The organism is Gordonia sp. NPDC058843, assembly GCF_042743165.1.
Taxonomy (GTDB): domain Bacteria; phylum Actinomycetota; class Actinomycetes; order Mycobacteriales; family Mycobacteriaceae; genus Gordonia.
In genome coordinates, this window is sequence record NZ_JBHYNC010000007.1 from 85,246 (window position 1) to 100,764 (window position 15,519).

General features: G+C 67.8%; 16 protein-coding genes. 7 read left to right on the forward strand and 9 right to left on the reverse strand.

Annotation, left to right across the window (positions count from 1 at the left end; genetic code table 11):
- Positions 1 to 9: 9 nt before the first annotated feature.
- The 9 genes from ACFW3F_RS07460 to ACFW3F_RS07500 all read right to left on the reverse strand — a co-directional run bounded on the left by ACFW3F_RS07460 (position 10) and on the right by ACFW3F_RS07500 (position 8,986).
- A complete protein-coding gene (locus ACFW3F_RS07460; RefSeq protein ID WP_388055829.1) occupies positions 10 to 1,503 on the reverse strand; it encodes a class I adenylate-forming enzyme family protein in 1,494 nt (497 codons plus the stop codon).
- Positions 1,504 to 1,576: 73 nt separating this feature from the next.
- Complete coding sequence (locus ACFW3F_RS07465; protein WP_388055831.1) at positions 1,577 to 2,359, reverse strand: SDR family NAD(P)-dependent oxidoreductase; 783 nt, start codon at positions 2,357 to 2,359, stop codon at positions 1,577 to 1,579.
- 10 nt (positions 2,360 to 2,369) lie between these two features.
- Positions 2,370 to 3,122 carry an SDR family NAD(P)-dependent oxidoreductase gene (locus ACFW3F_RS07470; RefSeq protein WP_388055833.1) on the reverse strand — a complete coding sequence of 251 codons (753 nt, stop codon included), beginning with the start codon at positions 3,120 to 3,122 and terminating at the stop codon, positions 2,370 to 2,372.
- A complete protein-coding gene (locus ACFW3F_RS07475) occupies positions 3,119 to 4,321 on the reverse strand; it encodes an acyl-CoA dehydrogenase family protein (RefSeq protein ID WP_086536337.1) in 1,203 nt (400 codons plus the stop codon). The genes ACFW3F_RS07470 and ACFW3F_RS07475 overlap by 4 nt, the downstream gene beginning before the upstream one ends.
- A gap of 92 nt (positions 4,322 to 4,413) precedes the next feature.
- On the reverse strand, positions 4,414 to 5,388 hold the full coding sequence (locus ACFW3F_RS07480; RefSeq protein WP_388055836.1) for a phosphotransferase family protein: 975 nt from the start codon (positions 5,386 to 5,388) through the stop codon (positions 4,414 to 4,416).
- Positions 5,385 to 6,587, reverse strand: coding sequence for an acyl-CoA dehydrogenase family protein (locus ACFW3F_RS07485; RefSeq protein WP_388055837.1), 1,203 nt, complete (start codon positions 6,585 to 6,587; stop codon positions 5,385 to 5,387). The genes ACFW3F_RS07480 and ACFW3F_RS07485 overlap by 4 nt, the downstream gene beginning before the upstream one ends.
- Positions 6,588 to 6,614: 27 nt before the next feature.
- Entirely contained in the window at positions 6,615 to 7,763 is a 1,149-nt protein-coding gene (locus ACFW3F_RS07490) for a thiolase family protein (RefSeq protein ID WP_388055839.1), read from the reverse strand.
- Positions 7,760 to 8,152: a Zn-ribbon domain-containing OB-fold protein gene (locus tag ACFW3F_RS07495; RefSeq protein WP_388055841.1), complete on the reverse strand. Its 393-nt coding sequence runs from the start codon at positions 8,150 to 8,152 to the stop codon at positions 7,760 to 7,762. Before ACFW3F_RS07495 ends, ACFW3F_RS07490 begins: the two co-directional genes overlap by 4 nt.
- A 45-nt stretch (positions 8,153 to 8,197) precedes the next feature.
- Complete coding sequence (locus tag ACFW3F_RS07500; protein WP_064570468.1) at positions 8,198 to 8,986, reverse strand: enoyl-CoA hydratase/isomerase family protein; 789 nt, start codon at positions 8,984 to 8,986, stop codon at positions 8,198 to 8,200.
- A 115-nt stretch (positions 8,987 to 9,101) separates the two neighbouring features.
- Here ACFW3F_RS07500 and ACFW3F_RS07505 point away from each other — a divergent pair, with 115 nt between their 5' ends.
- The 7 genes from ACFW3F_RS07505 (at position 9,102) to ACFW3F_RS07535 (ending at position 15,510) form a co-directional block, all read left to right on the forward strand.
- The gene (locus ACFW3F_RS07505; protein ID WP_086536332.1) at positions 9,102 to 9,485 is read left to right on the forward strand and encodes a nuclear transport factor 2 family protein; all 384 of its coding nucleotides are present in this window, start codon (positions 9,102 to 9,104) and stop codon (positions 9,483 to 9,485) included.
- A complete protein-coding gene (locus ACFW3F_RS07510; RefSeq protein ID WP_086536331.1) occupies positions 9,482 to 9,853 on the forward strand; it encodes a hypothetical protein in 372 nt (123 codons plus the stop codon). The genes ACFW3F_RS07505 and ACFW3F_RS07510 overlap by 4 nt, the downstream gene beginning before the upstream one ends.
- Before the next feature lie 170 nt (positions 9,854 to 10,023).
- Positions 10,024 to 10,770 carry an alpha/beta fold hydrolase gene (locus ACFW3F_RS07515; RefSeq protein ID WP_388055844.1) on the forward strand — a complete coding sequence of 249 codons (747 nt, stop codon included), beginning with the start codon at positions 10,024 to 10,026 and terminating at the stop codon, positions 10,768 to 10,770.
- Between the two features lie 3 nt (positions 10,771 to 10,773).
- The gene (locus tag ACFW3F_RS07520) at positions 10,774 to 11,814 is read left to right on the forward strand and encodes an ABC transporter substrate-binding protein (protein WP_388055846.1); all 1,041 of its coding nucleotides are present in this window, start codon (positions 10,774 to 10,776) and stop codon (positions 11,812 to 11,814) included.
- Entirely contained in the window at positions 11,811 to 12,593 is a 783-nt protein-coding gene (locus ACFW3F_RS07525) for an SDR family NAD(P)-dependent oxidoreductase (RefSeq protein ID WP_388055848.1), read from the forward strand. Before ACFW3F_RS07520 ends, ACFW3F_RS07525 begins: the two co-directional genes overlap by 4 nt.
- Positions 12,590 to 13,798 carry an ABC transporter ATP-binding protein gene (locus tag ACFW3F_RS07530; RefSeq protein WP_388055850.1) on the forward strand — a complete coding sequence of 403 codons (1,209 nt, stop codon included), beginning with the start codon at positions 12,590 to 12,592 and terminating at the stop codon, positions 13,796 to 13,798. The genes ACFW3F_RS07525 and ACFW3F_RS07530 overlap by 4 nt, the downstream gene beginning before the upstream one ends.
- Positions 13,799 to 13,821: 23 nt before the next feature.
- Positions 13,822 to 15,510 carry an ABC transporter permease gene (locus ACFW3F_RS07535; RefSeq protein WP_388055999.1) on the forward strand — a complete coding sequence of 563 codons (1,689 nt, stop codon included), beginning with the start codon at positions 13,822 to 13,824 and terminating at the stop codon, positions 15,508 to 15,510.
- Positions 15,511 to 15,519 lie beyond the last annotated feature (9 nt).

A 15,519-nucleotide genomic window follows, 5' to 3' on the forward strand; every position in this document is an offset into this window, starting at 1 on the left:
CTTCGGGTTTCACACGGATTGGCCGGCGAGCCGGGTGGCCAGCGCGATGGCGTCGGGCCGCGAGAGCTTCCCGACGCGATTCTGCGGGAGGTCCTCGACGGCGAACACGTACTCGGGCCACTTGAACTTCGGGAAACCGGACCGGTCGAGCTGGTCGGTGACCGATGCCAGCGTCATCTCGGCCCCGCCGGCGACGACGAGCGCCGCGGCGCGTTCGCCGAGCATGTCGTCGGGCACGGGGACGACGCAGACCTGCACCACACCCGGGATGCTCGCAATGGCGCTCTCGACCTCGTTGATGTCGATGTTGCGTCCGCCGCGGATGATGATCTGTTTCTGCCGTCCCATGACCTGGATGAAACCGTCGTCGGAGACCTCGACGAGATCCCCCGTCGGCAGGAATCCGTCCTGGGTCAGCTCGGGCGGGTGCGGCTTGCCCTCGCGGGCGTAACCGACGAACAACGACGGCCCCCGAACCTGCGCATCACCGATCTGCCCGGCGGGCAAGGTGGCGCCCGAGGCGTCGACAGCGCGGACCACGGTGCCGGGAAAAGGCTTGCCGTCCTTGCTGAGCCGGCGTTCGGGCGGATCGGTGGGCAGAGGGGTCGTGTGGCCGAGGCACTCCGACATCCCGAACACGCGGAGGAACGTGGTGCCCAGCGTCTGCTCGGCTTCGGAGAGTGCGCGGACGTTCATGGGTCCACCGCCGACGGTCATGGCCCGCAACGCGGTCAGTGGCACATCGGAACCGTCGGCGATGGACAACTGCAGCGCCATGGTCGGCACGAGCATCGTCCAAGCGACGTCGTGGTCACGCATCGCGGCCAGCGCGCCGGACGGAGTCCACCGGTCGATACAGACCATCGTGCCGCCGAGGAACGCCGGGAGGTACATGCCGAAGCAGAACGCGGCGACCGAGGACAACGGTACGAACGCCCCGATCGCGTCACCGGCTCGCAGGCCGACGGCGTCGATGGTGCTCTGTGCCGCGTACCGGATCGCGTCCTCGGACTGCACAACGCATTTCGGTCGTCCGGTGGAACCTGAGGTCATCGCGATGGCGGTCCCGCCCGACCAGCGGTCGATGGGCCCGAACTCCGGCCGCGCGAGTACCGTGCGCGACGCCCCGCTGGACAGCCGCCGGCTGAAACGTCCGTCGTCGGCGCCCCAGTGCGCGAGTACGTCGTCGTCGGCGAGGACGGCGTCGGGCGCGATGTCCTCGACCGCGAGATCGAACTCCGATGCCGTCGCGTGCGGACTCAGCACGGCGACGAGTCCGCCGCGCAGGCCGACACCGATCGCACCGGCCAGGGTGTGCCACGTGTTGTCCGCCTGGACGATCACGGTGGGGGCGGCCGCATCATGTGCCGCGAGTGCATCGGCGATCGACCGGGCGCAGTCGACGACGTCGCCGAGCCGGTGCTCCCCGAACCGGTCGATGACCGCGATCTGGTCCGGCGCCGCGGCGGCCCGGCCGATCAGTTCTGTTGCCAGTGTCTTCATCCCACCTCATCTCCGAACATCTCCAACGTAACTCCTCGGCGGATGACCGGATCCGGACCGATGCGGGCAGCGTTCACCGCGCGGTCCATCCGCCGTCGACGACCAGGGTCTGCCCGGTGACATAGGACGCGGCATCGGATGCCAGGAACAGGACCGCGCCGTCGACCTCACCGTCGCGTCCGCCGCGCCCCAGCATCGTGTTGCGCCGCACCCATCCGGCCGACTTGTCGTTGGTGAACAGACCATCGGTCATCTCGGTGTCGAACCAGCCGGGTACGACGGCGTTGACGCGGATGCCGCGCCGGCCCCATTGGCCCGCCAGTTCGCGTGTCATTCCCAGCGTTCCGGCCTTGGATGCGGCGTACGAGGCACCACCGATCGGGGCGGTCGACACCAATCCGATGACCGAGGCGATGTTGATGATCGACGCGCCTGCGCCGTCGGCGAGCCGGCCGGCGAGGTAGGTCGACAGGTGGAAACCGGCCAGCAGGTTCAGGTCGAGGATCGCCGAGAACCCCTCGTGTGTCTCCTGTTCGGCGTCGGGCGGCCCGGCCATCCCGGCGTTGTTGACAAGGACGTCGACCCGGCCGGTGACGCGGAACGCCTCGTCGACGAGGTGGCGGCGGCTCGCGTCGTCGGTGACGTCGCACCGGACGGGAACGATCGCCGGGTACTTCTCCGCGAGTTGCTCGAGCCGGTCGAGGCGGCGCGCGGCCGCGACAACGGTTGCGCCGGCCGAGGCCAGCGTCGTGGCGAAGCCCAGGCCGAGGCCCGACGACGCGCCGGTCACGATCGCGGTGCGGCCCGTGAGTCCGAAAAGCGCCGACAGCGGGTGTTCGGTGGTGGTGGTTGTCACTGTCGCCTCCTCAGTAGACCGCGGTGCGGCCGCCGTCGACCGGGATGAGCGCGCCGGTGGTGTAACCGGCGTCGTCACCCGCGAGATGGGTGACGAGTCCGGCGATCTCCGACGGCCGGCCCAGCCGTCCGGCCGGGAGCCGGTCGGTGACGAGGCCGATGAACTCGTCGTCCCAGTTCTCGGCCATGTCGGTGGCGAAACTGCCCGGCATCACGCAGTTGACGCGGACGGTCGGCGCGTACTCCTGGGCGAACGCCTGCGTCAGCGCATTGAGGCCGTTCTTCGCCGCGGCGTACATCGCCTCCGCCGGACTGGGACGAACGGCGCCGATGCTCGAGATGTTGACGATCGATCCGCCGCCGGCGGCGCGCATCCGGTCGCCCGCCACGGCCATGAGCCGGAACGGACCTTTGACGTTGACCTCGATGGTCTTGTCCCACAGCGACTCCGAGACGGACATCAGATTATCGGCGAGGGGCGCGATGCCGGCGTTGTTGACGAGGATGTCGAGGCTGCCGTGGCGGTCGATGATGCCGTCGACCGCCGGTTCGAGCTCGTCCCAACGGCCGACATGCACCGCGAGAGGGTACGCCTGTCCGGGGACGTCCTCGAGAGCGGCGACGGCCTCGGCGCAGGCGTCGGGCTTGCGGCTGGACACGATCACGGTCGCCCCGGCCTCTTTGAGGCCGCGGGCGATCGCCAGTCCGAGCCCGCGACTCGCGCCGGTGACGAGCGCGACCTTGCCGGTGAGATCGGTACTCATGAGTGCTTCTTGACCTCCAGTCGGGCGATGGTGCGCAGATGGACCTCGTTGGGGCCGTCGGCGATCTGCAGGGCACGCGTGATCGCGTGGAGACGGGCGAGGACGGTGTCGTTGCTGACCCCGGCAGCGCCGAAGGTCTGCACGGCGCGATCGACGACCCGGTGCGCGACCTCCATCGCCGACACCTTGATCGCGGCGACCTCGGACCGGGCGGCGGCGTTGCCCTGGGTGTCCATCAGCCACGACGAGTACAAGACCTGCAACCGGATCTGATCGATCTCGATCCGGCTGCGCGCGATCCACTCCCGGACGACGCCCCGGTGGGCGAGCGGCCCACCGAAGGCATGGCGTTCCAGCGAGCGCTTGCACATCATGTCGAGTGCCCGTTCGGCCATTCCGACCGCACGCATGGCGTAGTGCATGCGGCCCGGTCCGAGACGCCCCTGGGCGATGGCGAACCCGTCGCCCTCCGCGCCGAGCATGTTCTCGGCAGGGACCCGCACATCGGTGAACTGGACCTCGCCGTGACCGAGGCGGTCGGTGAAGCCGAACATCGGCAGGTCGCGGATCACCTCGATGCCCGGGGTGTCGAACGGAACCAGGATCATGCTCTGCTGTCGGTACGTCGGACCGGCGGGATCGGACTTGCCCATGAAGATGATGAGCTTGCAGTCCGGGTCGAGAACACCTGAGGTGTACCACTTCCGGCCGTTGAGCACGTACTCGTCACCGTCGCGGGTGATCGTGGAGGTGATGTTGGTGGCGTCCGACGACGCGACGGCGGGCTCGGTCATCGCGAAGGCCGAGCGGATCGAGCAGTCCAGCAACGGCTCCAGCCATTGCCGCTTCTGCGCCTCGGTGCCGTACATGGCCAGGATCTCCATGTTGCCGGTGTCGGGGGCGGAGCAGTTGATGGCCTCGTTGCCGATGATGGACCGGCCGACGATCTCCGCGAGCGGCGCGTATTCGAGGTTCGTCAGCCCGGCGCCGAGTCCGTCGTGGGTCATGAACAGATTCCACAGGCCGCGGTCACGGGCCAGCTTCTGCAGATCGCGCATGATCTGTGGTTGTTCGTGCGGGTTGTCGTTCTCGGCGATCTGCTCGTCGTAGACCCGTTCGGCGGGATAGACGTGATCGGTCATGAACTCCTCGAGCTGTGCGGCGAGCTCGCGGGTTCGGTCGGAGTAGGAGAAGTCCACGGTGAGGCCTCCAGGCTGGGTGGTCGGGGACGGCGGGGCGTCGCGGTCAGGATCTCGACGTCACTGTCTGCGCGACAGCACGTCTCGTCTCCTCATCGGTTCTGGGCCATCAGGTCGGTGCCGGCCTCGATGAGGCGGGCGATGGTGTCCGGCAGCTTCTCCTGGTCCGGGTCGTGATGGCGCCCCTCGCGATGCCGTCGGAGGTTGTGGCCCATGATCGCCGCCATCTTGAGGCGGCCCAGGGCGTCGAACCAGGTGAGTTCGGGTAGTTCCGGTCCCGAGGACTCATAGGCGGTCACGAGGTCGCCGGCGGAGGGGAGGCCGGCGACCTCGCGTCCCACACCCGGGAAGTTGGTCCCGTCGGCGAAGACGAGGAACCACCCGAGTTCGACGCGGGGATCTCCGATGCTCCAGATCTCCCAGTCGATGAGAGCGGCCGGCTCGGCGCCGGCCGCAATGATGTTGCCCAGGCGGTAATCGCCGTGGACCAGAACCGGATCGATCGCCTCCGGGATGCGCCGGGTCAGCAGGGCGAGCAGACTCTCGCCGCCGTCCACCAGCTCGGCCGGCACCGCGCGCAGCGTACGGGCCCAGCGCTCGAGTTCGTTTGTGGGAGACAGGACCGCGCCGGCGTCGGGGATGCGTCGGTGGTCCACGGCGTGCAGCCGGGGCAGGATCTCCGCTGCCCGCAGCATCCGGGCGGCAGCGAGATCGGGGAGCACCGGCGGGTCGTCGAGAACCGGTTCCAGTGACTCGCCGGCCACCAGTTCCATGGCGAACCAGGCCGGCTCCTCGGGGTCGATCGCGAGGACCCTCGGCACCGGTACGTCGGTGTCGGCGAGTGCCGAGAGGATCGCGGCCTGTCGCATCATGTCGTGACGGCCGATCGACCGCTGCCCCTCCGGGACCGCTTTGACGACGAAGTCCCCGCCGTCGGTCGCCACCCGGTAGGTGAGGCCGGAATGCCCGCCGGGCAGCGTCGCGAACGACGTCACGGTCAGGTCGTGCGCCGCCCGGAGCCGGGTCGAGACCCGCTGTTCCAGAGAGGTTGTCGAGTAGAGCGTCACAGTCGCGGTTCCTTCGGGAGTCCGAGCACTCGCTCGGCGATGATGTTGTGCTGGATCTCGTCGGTGCCGCCGGCGATGCGATATCCCGGTGCGCCGAGTACGTGTTCGGTCCAGGCGTATCGCCCCCACGCGCCGTGATCGGCGACGAGTCGGGAGCCGAGCAGCAGCCGGACCACCTCGGAGGTGCGCGCCATGGTGTCGGTGGCGAGCAGCTTGCCCATCGATGCCTCCGGGCCCGGGTCTGCGCCGCTCATCATCGTCTGTGCGACGCGCATCCCCGCGATGCGCTGGACGAACCCACGGGTCACCAGGTCGGCAACCCGGTCCGCCTCGACCTCCGTCAGCGAACGGTCGAGGTGACGGGCCAGTTCGACGGCGCGATCGGCATTGGCCAGACCGAGACCGGCGCCGTCGAGCCGCTCGGCGGCCAGCACCGTGAGCGCGACGGACCAGCCCGCCCCCACCGGACCGAGGCGGTGATCGTCGGAGAGCCGGACGTCCTCGAGGTACACCTCGTTGAAGGAGCTGCCCCCGGTCATCTGCCGGATCGGTCGCACGGTCACCCCCGCTGCGTTCATGGGGACGAGGAAGACCGTGAGCCCTTGGTGTTTCGGCGCATCGGGATCGCTGCGGCAGACGGCCACCCCGTAGTCGGCGACGCGTGCTCCGGAGGTCCAGACCTTGTGTCCGTTGAGAACCCAGGCGCCGTCGCGTGCGACCGCGCGGGTGCGGACCGCCGCCAGGTCCGAACCGGCCTCGGTCTCGGAGAAGAGCTGGCACGCTATCAGATCCGTGCGGAGCATCGCCCGGACGTAACGGTCCTGCTGGTCGGGAGTTCCCCACTGCGCGATCGTGGGGGCGACGAGTTGTTGGGTGACCGAGAACATCTCGGTCCGACGCGGGACGTCGAACTCCTCCTCGATGCCGCGGAAGGCGAGCTCGAAGGCCACCGGCAGGTTCCGGCCGCCGAATTCAGTGGGCCACGTCAGTGCGCCCCACCCGGCATCGAACTTCGCCTTCTCGTACTCGGCGACCGCGTCGGTGTGTGCTCGTTCCTCCGCCGCGGTCCAGTTCTCGAACACCGCGACGGAGTCGCTGCCCGTGCCCCAGCGTGCGTCGGCGGCCGGCGAGGCCATGGTGCGCAGCCATGCCCGGGCCTCGGCGGTGAAGGTGGCCAGGTCGGGGAGGGTGGTGGTCATCTCGATCCGATCGCGAGTGCTGGGTGTTCAGACGGTGAGGACGGTGCACGCACTGATCCCGGGCGCGCCGTACACGTGGGTGAAACCCACCTTCGGTGCCCCGGGGACCTGGCGGTCGCCGCCGTCGCCGCGCAACTGGGTGACGATCTCGTGGATCTGGCGCAGGCCCGATGCGCCGATCGGCTCACCGTTGGCGATGCAACCGCCATCGGTGTTCACCGGGAAGGCGCCCCCGATCTCGGTGCGCCCCTCGGCGATCCACTGCTCTTGGGCCCCGTGTTCGCAGAAGCCGCACTCGGCCATGTGCATGATCTCGGCACCGCTCTCGGTGTCCTGGAGCTGCGCGACATCGACGTCGCCAGGGGCGATGCCGGCCTGTTCGAAGGCGGCGGTGGCGGCGTCGGCGGTGACGCTGACCGGTTCACCGGTGCCCTGCACGGCCGGGCTGAAGACTTCGAACGATCCGAATCGTCGTGTCCGATGGCTGATCGCGCGGACCTGTACGCCACGGGCGCCCAGGCGGCGGGTGGCCTCGGCGCTCGCGACGACGACCGCCGCGCCTCCCTCGCCCGGGGAGCAGAACATGTATCGCGTGAGTGGATCGTTGACCATCGCGGCCCCGGCGATCTCGTCGGCGGTCATCGGCTCCCGCCGCCACGCGTTGGGGTTGACTGCGCCGTTGCGGTAGGCCTTTTCGGCGACCTTCGCCAGCGTGGGCGGGGTGATGCCGTGTACGTCCATGTAGCGCGCGATCTTCGAGCCGAAGAACTGCGTGGTGACCATCAGGCCCGCGTCGCCGTAACCGTCGTCGAGGCCCCACTCCGCGGGTATCGGGTCGAACGCTCCGCGTGGGTGCTTGTCGAAGCCGACCGCCAGGGCGATGTCGGCCGCGCCGGACCGGATCGCGTTCACGGCCGACACCAGTGCGCTACCGCCGGTGGCACAGCCGTTCTTGACGTTGGTGAAGGGGATGCCGGTGAAGCCGAGTTCGGCGACGAGGGTGTCGGCCAGTCCGGCTCCGTCGCTGCCGCCGAAGGCGACCTGGACGTCGGGCCAGGAGATCCCGGTGTCGTCGAGGGCGGCTCCGATGGCGGTGACGGCCATCTGTCGGCCGCTCGTCCCGGGCTGGCGTCCGAACTTCGACAGCCCGGCGCCGATGATGTTCACGTCGTTCATCGGGACACCTCTCCTGGAATGGTTGCGCCGGCCGGTTCGTCCGGATGGACCGCGAAGCGCGGTACGGGTTCGGTGGCGATGAGAACGGCAGGGGCACCCATGAGGCCGTCGAAGGTCTCACAGTCGAGGATGCCCGCGACGCGAATGCCCTCGGGCAGTTCGACGTAACCCATCGCGAAGGGCGAGAAACCGTCGGGTGGGGGGACATACGGAGGCGACTTCGGCGCGAACCGCTGGACCGTGTAGGTCCACACCGTGCCCCGGGTACTCAGTGCCCGGGGCGTCGCCGTCGCGGTCGCGCACCGCGCGCAGTGCGCGGTGGCCGGGAAACCGACTGTGCCGCAGGTACTGCACTCGGAACCCATGAGGACGCGATCGATCTCCGTCATGTCCCTCCCATCCACTCCGTCTCGAGAATCAGTCGGCCGAACCGGTCAGCGACCGACCCACTTCGGCTCGCGCTTGTTCAGGAATGCGTTGACGCCTTCCTTGGCGTCCTCGGACTGCAGCGCGTTGCCGACCGCGAGGTGCTCCATGACCATGAGCGACTGGATGTCGGCGTCGAGACCACGGTCGATGGTCATCTTGGTGAGCTTCATCGCGAACGGGCTCTTGTCGATGAGAGGCGCGATGAAGTCGGCCTCGAGCTGGTCGAGCTCGGCAGCCGGCGCCGAGGCGTTGATCAGGTTCCAGTCGGTCGCCTCTTTGCCCGACAGCAGCTTGCCGGTCAGCATGAGCTCCTTGGTCTTACGGATGCCGATCATGCGGGGGAGGCGGTAGATCGGACCGGCGCCGCCGAACAGCGCACGGCGGATGTGGAAGTCGCCGATCCGGGCGTCGTCGGCGGCGATGGCGAAGTCGCACGAGATCATCAGCTCGAAGCCGCCGGCGGTGACGTAGTCCTCGAGGACCGCGACCGACGGGGTGTTCATCGAGTACAGGCGGTCGCACACCTTGGCCGAGAGCACGGCGACGTCCATGGCGTTGGTGGTGCCGACGAAGTCGCTGAGCAGGATGTCGAGGTCGAATCCGGAGCAGAACTGGTTTCCCTTGCCGCGCAGGACGAGTACGAGCAGGTCGGGGTCGTTGTCGACCTCGACGATGATCTCGTCGAGACGGTGCAGCAGCTCGGGGGTGACGGCGTTCTTCTTGTGCGGGCGGTTCAGCCACACGCGGGCGACGGGACCGTCCTTCTCGAGGATGATGTGGTCGGTGTCGATCATTGAGTTTCTCCTTGACGGACGAGCAAGTTGAACTGGATTCACTTCAGTTGTAACGGCCGAGCAGGGTGGAAGTCAACACTCGACACCGGAAAGCCTACTGAACTAAGTTCACTTTATGACTGTGATCGAAAAGTACTACGCCACGGTCGACAGCGGGCGGCTGGAGGATGCGATGGCCCTGCTCGCCGCCGACGTCGAGTTCACGATGGTCCTGCCCGGTGGTGAGAATCGCGGCCGGGGCCGTGACCGCATGCTCGAGTATCTGCGCAATCGACCTCCGGTGAACCGCAAGCACGTCGTGCAGCGGACCGCGGGTGACCGCGATCTCGAGTTCGCCCAGGGCAAGGTGACCGAGAACGACAGCACCACAACGGGATTCTTCGTGGGTGTCATGCATCTGGACGGTCACGGGCTCGTCGACCGCTATCAGGTGACCTTCAGTGCGGACTTCGCGCTGATTCCGGAAGGATCGAACCCTGACGAGCAGGAGGACCGATGACCACCGCCCCGACCCCGACGCTCGCCCGCTGGTTCGAGTACATGGATTCCGATGACCCGGACCGCGTGCTCGGCATGATCGCCGACGACTTCGTGATGTCCGTGCAGTTCTCCAAGGGGGGCGGGGAGTCCGCCGAATTCGTCGGGGACCGGGCCGGACTCGTCGGTTATCTCGCTCAGCGGGAGAAGAGCACGCTGGTCCACCACATCGACGTGGGCGTGACCGAGACCGGTCACGAGATGGTGCTCGGCCGCACGACGAGGAACGGCGCCTTCGAGGCATCGTTCTCCGCCATCGCGCAGGTCGACGCCGCCGGCTCGGTGCGCCGGTTGCTGATCGCCCGTACTCCCGAGGTCTCGTTCGGCTGAGTTGTCTGTCGAAGTGCCCCGTGTCCGCCGTCGTGTGGGCGCGGGGCACCTCGCGTTCCTGGCGGGTGTGTCCTGGTCACAGACTCGAACACGTTAGTGATTGACATCACTTGCATATCTCACTAAATTGCAGAACTGAGATCAGTTCAGTTCGGTCCGGAGGGGTTCACATGAGTGTTGTCCTGGTACATGGGGCGGGGATGGGGAGTTCGTGCTGGGACCGCCTCGTTCCGTTCCTCGACGGACCGGCGGTCGCCGTCGACCTCCCCGGCCGCGGCCGGCGAGGTGACGTCGACCTGCGCGGGGTGACCCTCGGCGACTGCGCCCAGGCCATCCTGGACGACATCGAGGCCGCCGGGCTCGACGACGAGATCGTCCTCGTCGCGCACTCGTTCGCCGGTGTGTCGGTGCCCAGGGTCATGCCGGTCCTCGCGCCACGGCTGCGATCGGTCGTCTTTCTCTCGGCGGTCGTTCCGCCGGATGGCACCCGCGTCCTCGATCAGATCGATCCGGGTGTCCGAGAAGCGGTTCGGGCATCCATCGGCGACGGCATCTATCACCAGGACCGGGTCGCGGTGGAGGCGATGCTCTGCAACGACATGGATGCGTCCCAGACGGCGTGGACCGCCGAGCAGGTCGTCGACGACTCGGCCGCGCTGCTCGAGGAGCCCGTCGACCTCAGTGGCCTGACGGCGCCGGTCGCCCGCACCTACATCCGTCTGACCGACGACCACTGCTACACACCTGATCTCCAAGAACGATCGGCCGCCCTCGTCGGCGGCGACGTCGCGCACCTCGACTCCGGGCACATGCCGATGGTGTCGATCCCCGAACAGCTCGCCGATCTGCTGAACAAGATCGCCGGTCGGCGAGCCACCACCGATTCCACGGCCGATGGCCGCACGAAAGGTATGTGAGAGATGAAGAGCCTGAAGAGAATGACGGCGGTGGCCATCGCCGCGGCGGCGGCCACCGTGCTCGCGGCCTGTGGTGGGGGTGGCTCCGGCTCGAGTGGACCCGTCGACGGAACCTGGGAGGACGTCGTCGCGGCGGCGAAGGAAGAGGGCAGCGTCATGCTGTACTCGAGCCAGAAGCCGGCGAACCTCGAAGCGCTCAAGACCGCTTTCACGCAGAAGTACCCGGAGATCACCCTCGAATTCGTCCGCGGTACCGACCCGGACATCAACCCGAAGGTCGAGACGGAGAACAAGACCGGCAAGGGCATCGCCGACGTCCACATGCTCACCGACGCGGCGTGGATCGACACCGCCGCCGAATCGGGTACCTACTCCACCGATCTCGTGGGTCCGGCCCTCGACGCGCCCGACTACGACCGCGACAAGAGCGTGATCGCCGACAAGTTCGCACTCACCAGCGCCGCCGTGTTCGGCCTGGGGTGGAACACGAATGCCGTCCCCGGTGGTCTGAAGACACCGCAGGACATCATCAATCCCGCGTACCGGGGCAAGATCGGCGTCGTCAACCCGACCGGAATCGCGTCGTATGTCGACATGTACCGCTATTACGCGAGGACCTACGGCGAGGACTACTGGCAGCAGATCGCCGAACTCCAGCCGCGGGTGTACCCGAGCGCTCTGGGCGTGGCGCAGGCGCTCACCTCGGGTGAGATCTCGGTGACACCGTCCGTGCAACCCCTCGTGACCGAGGTCGAGGCCGGCGCCCCGGTCGACTGGAGTCTCCCGGAGACACCGTGGGGGACACCGTGGTACACCCAGGCGCTGTCGGTCGCACCGCACCCCAACGCGGCGCAGGTGCTCGTGGACTTCATGATCAGCCGCGAGGGACAGGTGGCGCTCAACTCCGGGTACGCCGCAGTGCTCCCCGACATCCCCGGTGCCGTCGCCCGCGCCCAGGACATCGCGCTGCCCCAGACGGCCGACCTCACTCCGGACAAGGTCCGTGAGTACTCGCAGGACTGGGCCAAGGAGTTCCAGCCGTGACCTCGGCCGACGACTTCCATGGCGCGGGCGTCCTCGTCACCGGTGCCGCCAAGGGCATCGGCGCGGCGACGGCGGCGCTGCTCGCCGAGCACGGGGCACGCGTCTACCCGACCGACGTCGACTCGGTGACCGGGGTCGCGTCGGCCGCGGAGTACGGTGCAGCCGATCGCTTCCGGGTGCTCGACGTCCGCGACGAGGACGCCTGGGAGGCCGTCGTGGCCGACATGGCGGCCGACGGGGCGCCGCTGCAGGTCCTCGTCAACTCTGCGGGCGCAGCCATCAAGGCGCCGCTCGCCGAGACCACACTCGACGGCTTCCGGCGCATGCTCGAACTCAATCTGGTCGGGACGTTCCTCGGCGTGCGCGCCGCGGCCCGGCACATGCGGCCCGGTGGTGCGGTGGTGAACATCTCCTCGCTGCGCGGCGTGCTCGCCACCGCGGAACTCGGTGCGTACGGGGCGTCGAAGTTCGGTGTACGGGCACTCACCCGGGTCGCAGCGATCGAACTCGCCGACAAGGAAATCCGCGTGAACGACGTCTGTCCCGGCAGCATCGACACCGAGATCACCGCGGTACCGGACTTCGCGTCCGACGACATGGACAGCTACGTTCGCAGCATCCCGATGCAACGACGCGGATCGCCCACCGAGGTCGCCGAGGTGATCCGGTTCCTGGCCGACCCGCGCAGCAGCTACATCACCGGCGTGGACCTGCTCGTGGACGGCGGCACCGGGGCCGGCGTCCGCACCCCGAAGAAGAATGCGGAGAGTCTGACGTGACAACACATTTCGCGGTATCCGGACTGGTCAAGAAATACGGTGACAACACCGTCGTGGACGATCTGGATCTGCCCATCGAGGACGGCGAGTTCCTGGTCCTGCTCGGGCCGAGCGGTTGCGGCAAGACCACGACGCTGCGTTGTCTGGCCGGACTGGAGACGCCGCAGGGCGGCACCATCAGCTTCAAGGACCAGGTGGTCTTCGATGCCGAGCGCAAACTGAATGTTCCTGCGCACAAGCGCAACATCGGGATGGTCTTCCAGTCGTACGCACTCTGGCCGCACATGACCGTACGCAAGAACATCGGGTACCCACTGAAGGTCCGCAAGATGCGCGACGCGTTGCGGGACGGCTCGGTCGACGAGGCGGCTCGCATGGTCGACTGTGAGGGTCTCCTCGACCGCTACCCGTCGCAGCTCTCCGGCGGACAGCAGCAACGCGTCGCCGTCGCCCGCGGTCTGGTCTCCCGGCCCGACCTGGTGCTGTTCGACGAGCCGCTGTCCAACCTCGATGCGCGGCTTCGTGATCAGGTGCGCTCGCAGATCCATCAACTGCACCGGCAGCTGGGCTTCACGGCGGTCTTCGTCACCCACGATCAGTCCGAGGCGTTCGCCCTCGGTGACCGGATCGCGATCATGAAGGCGGGCAAGATCGAACAGTACGACGAACCCGACCAGGTCTTCGAGTTCCCGGTGTCGGAGTACGTCGCGGCGTTCATCGGCATGTCGAACCGCATCGAACTGCGCCGTGGACAGCATGGCTGGGAGACGACGAAGGGCGACGCCGTCGATCTGTCGCGCGCCGTCGTCCGAGGCGTACCCGACCGCGGAACCGAAGCGGTCGCCCGCCTGCGTCCCGACGATCTGCTGCTGCATGCCGGCGAGAACGAGGTCCCCTCCGGAAACGTGGTGTTGCACGCCGAACTCGTCGACCACGAGTACGGCGGCCGCTACTACGACGTCACCGTCCGCAGCGGTGAGGACACGCTCATGTTGCGCACACCGGCCGGAGAACACGGCGGCACGCTGAAGAAGAGCCGACCGGGCGAGAAGATGATCGTGAGTTTCGCACCGTCGGCGCTGCGAGTGTTCGCCGACGAGGCCGGCGCGACCGTCGACCGGGTGTCGAACTCGGCCAAGACGCGCGCCACCGGGCGGGACGACGCGCCGGTGATCGAGGCCGAACACGCGGGGTCGCCATCATGACCGCGACCGTCCCGGCCGGGCCGATGGCGTCGGAGTCGATGCGTTCGTTCGCGATTCCCGCCCACTGGCGCGCGCGGATCGGATACCTGGCGCTCCTCGCCGTGCTCGCCTACCTCGTCGTGCTGCCGATGATCAGGCTGCAGGCACTCGCCTTCGAGGACGGGGCGCAGGGGTACCAGAGCCAATACGGACGATTCGACATCGGTGAGACGATCCGGACCACGATCGCGCTGGCGATCGGTTCGCTCGCCATCGCCATGGTGCTCGGGACCCTGCTGGCCTTCGCGGCCAGCCGGCTGCCGGCCCGGATGGGGTTCCTGAAGATCGTGCCCATCCTGCCGATCGTCATGCCCGCGGTGGCCAACATCGTCGGCTGGGCGTTCCTGCTGTCACCTGGCCCCGGGTATCTCAACGTCCTGTTGCGCAAGCTGCCATGGTGGAGTGGGAGCGACAGCGGTCCGATCGACGTCTACACCGTGCCGTGGATCATCATCCTCACCGGCTTCGGGCTGACCTCCTTCGTCTACCTGTTCGTCAGCGCGGGGATGCAGAACATCAGTTCCGAGCACCTCGAGGCGGCGCAGGTCAGCGGGTCGTCGACGATCGGTGTCTTCTTCCGGGTCGTGTTGCCGCTGCTCCGCCCATCGCTCATCTACGGCGGCGGGATCGCCTTGCTGCTGGGTCTGGGCCAGTTCACCGGCCCGCTGTTGCTCGGTCAGAACACCGGCGTCAACGTCCTGACGACCGACATGTACCGGCGCGTGTCGGAATCCCCGTCGGACTTCGCCGCCGCCGCCGCGGCCGGCTCTCCGCTGGTGATTCTCGGGATCGCGGTCGTCCTCATCCAGAAACTGTTGCTGGGCAACCAGAACCGTTTCGTGACCCACGGCGGCAAGGCCTTTGCGCCCAGTGGCGGCCGTGCGCGCTGGGCGACGGCGACACTGGTGATCTACGCCCTGGTCGCCCTGGTCATCCCGCTGGTCGGACTCATCATCGTGTCGCTGACACCCTACTGGTCCGGCGCGTTGTCCTGGAGTCTGTTCACACTGGACAACTTCCGCGAGCTCGTCGCCACCACGGCGGTGATCGAATCCGTGGTGACCAGCGTGGTGACCTCCTTCGGCGCGGTGCTGATCTGTGTGCCGATCGGCTACATCATGGCCAATCTCCTGGTGCGGGGCAGGCGCTTCCGGGTCCTGTCCCTGACCGGTGATCTGATCACCGCGCTGCCGTTGGGTATCCCCGCGGTCATCTTCGGCGTCGGGTTCCTGTTGACCTACACCGAACCGCCGCTGATCCTGTACGGCACCCGTACCGTGATCGTGCTGGTCTACGTGGTGCTGATGCTGCCCTTCGCAACCCGGATGCAGATGACCGCGATGCTCTCGCTGGGCAACGCCTACACCGAGGCATCGGCCACAAGTGGTGCGTCACCGATGGTCACCAACCTCCGGATCATGTTGCCGCTCATGCGGCCCGCGATCCTGTCGGCGGTCGCGCTGATGTTCATCCTGCTCACCCACGAGTTCGCCGCCTCGTTGCTGGTGCGGGCGTCGACGACGCAGGTGATGGGCACGCTGCTCTACGACATGTGGCAGAACGGGTCGTATCCGCAGGTGGCCGCGATGGCCCTGCTGATGACCGCGGTGACCACGGTCGGTGTCGGTGCCGCGATGGCCGTCGGCGGCCGCAACGTCCTGAGCAACCTCTAGAAACGGAGA

What these genes read in the sequence shown, in the direction of transcription:
- ACFW3F_RS07505 (WP_086536332.1), top strand. Translation starts at nt 9,102, where the DNA reads ATGACTGTGATCGAAAAGTACTACGCCACGGTCGACAGCGGGCGGCTG.
- ACFW3F_RS07490 (WP_388055839.1), bottom strand. Translation starts at nt 7,763, where the DNA reads ATGAACGACGTGAACATCATCGGCGCCGGGCTGTCGAAGTTCGGACGC.
- ACFW3F_RS07500 (WP_064570468.1), bottom strand. Translation starts at nt 8,986, where the DNA reads ATGATCGACACCGACCACATCATCCTCGAGAAGGACGGTCCCGTCGCC.
- ACFW3F_RS07510 (WP_086536331.1), top strand. Translation starts at nt 9,482, where the DNA reads ATGACCACCGCCCCGACCCCGACGCTCGCCCGCTGGTTCGAGTACATG.
- ACFW3F_RS07470 (WP_388055833.1), bottom strand. Translation starts at nt 3,122, where the DNA reads ATGAGTACCGATCTCACCGGCAAGGTCGCGCTCGTCACCGGCGCGAGT.
- ACFW3F_RS07520 (WP_388055846.1), top strand. Translation starts at nt 10,774, where the DNA reads ATGAAGAGCCTGAAGAGAATGACGGCGGTGGCCATCGCCGCGGCGGCG.
- ACFW3F_RS07515 (WP_388055844.1), top strand. Translation starts at nt 10,024, where the DNA reads ATGAGTGTTGTCCTGGTACATGGGGCGGGGATGGGGAGTTCGTGCTGG.
- ACFW3F_RS07460 (WP_388055829.1), bottom strand. Translation starts at nt 1,503, where the DNA reads ATGAAGACACTGGCAACAGAACTGATCGGCCGGGCCGCCGCGGCGCCG.
- ACFW3F_RS07485 (WP_388055837.1), bottom strand. Translation starts at nt 6,587, where the DNA reads ATGACCACCACCCTCCCCGACCTGGCCACCTTCACCGCCGAGGCCCGG.
- ACFW3F_RS07535 (WP_388055999.1), top strand. Translation starts at nt 13,822, where the DNA reads ATGGCGTCGGAGTCGATGCGTTCGTTCGCGATTCCCGCCCACTGGCGC.
- ACFW3F_RS07495 (WP_388055841.1), bottom strand. Translation starts at nt 8,152, where the DNA reads ATGACGGAGATCGATCGCGTCCTCATGGGTTCCGAGTGCAGTACCTGC.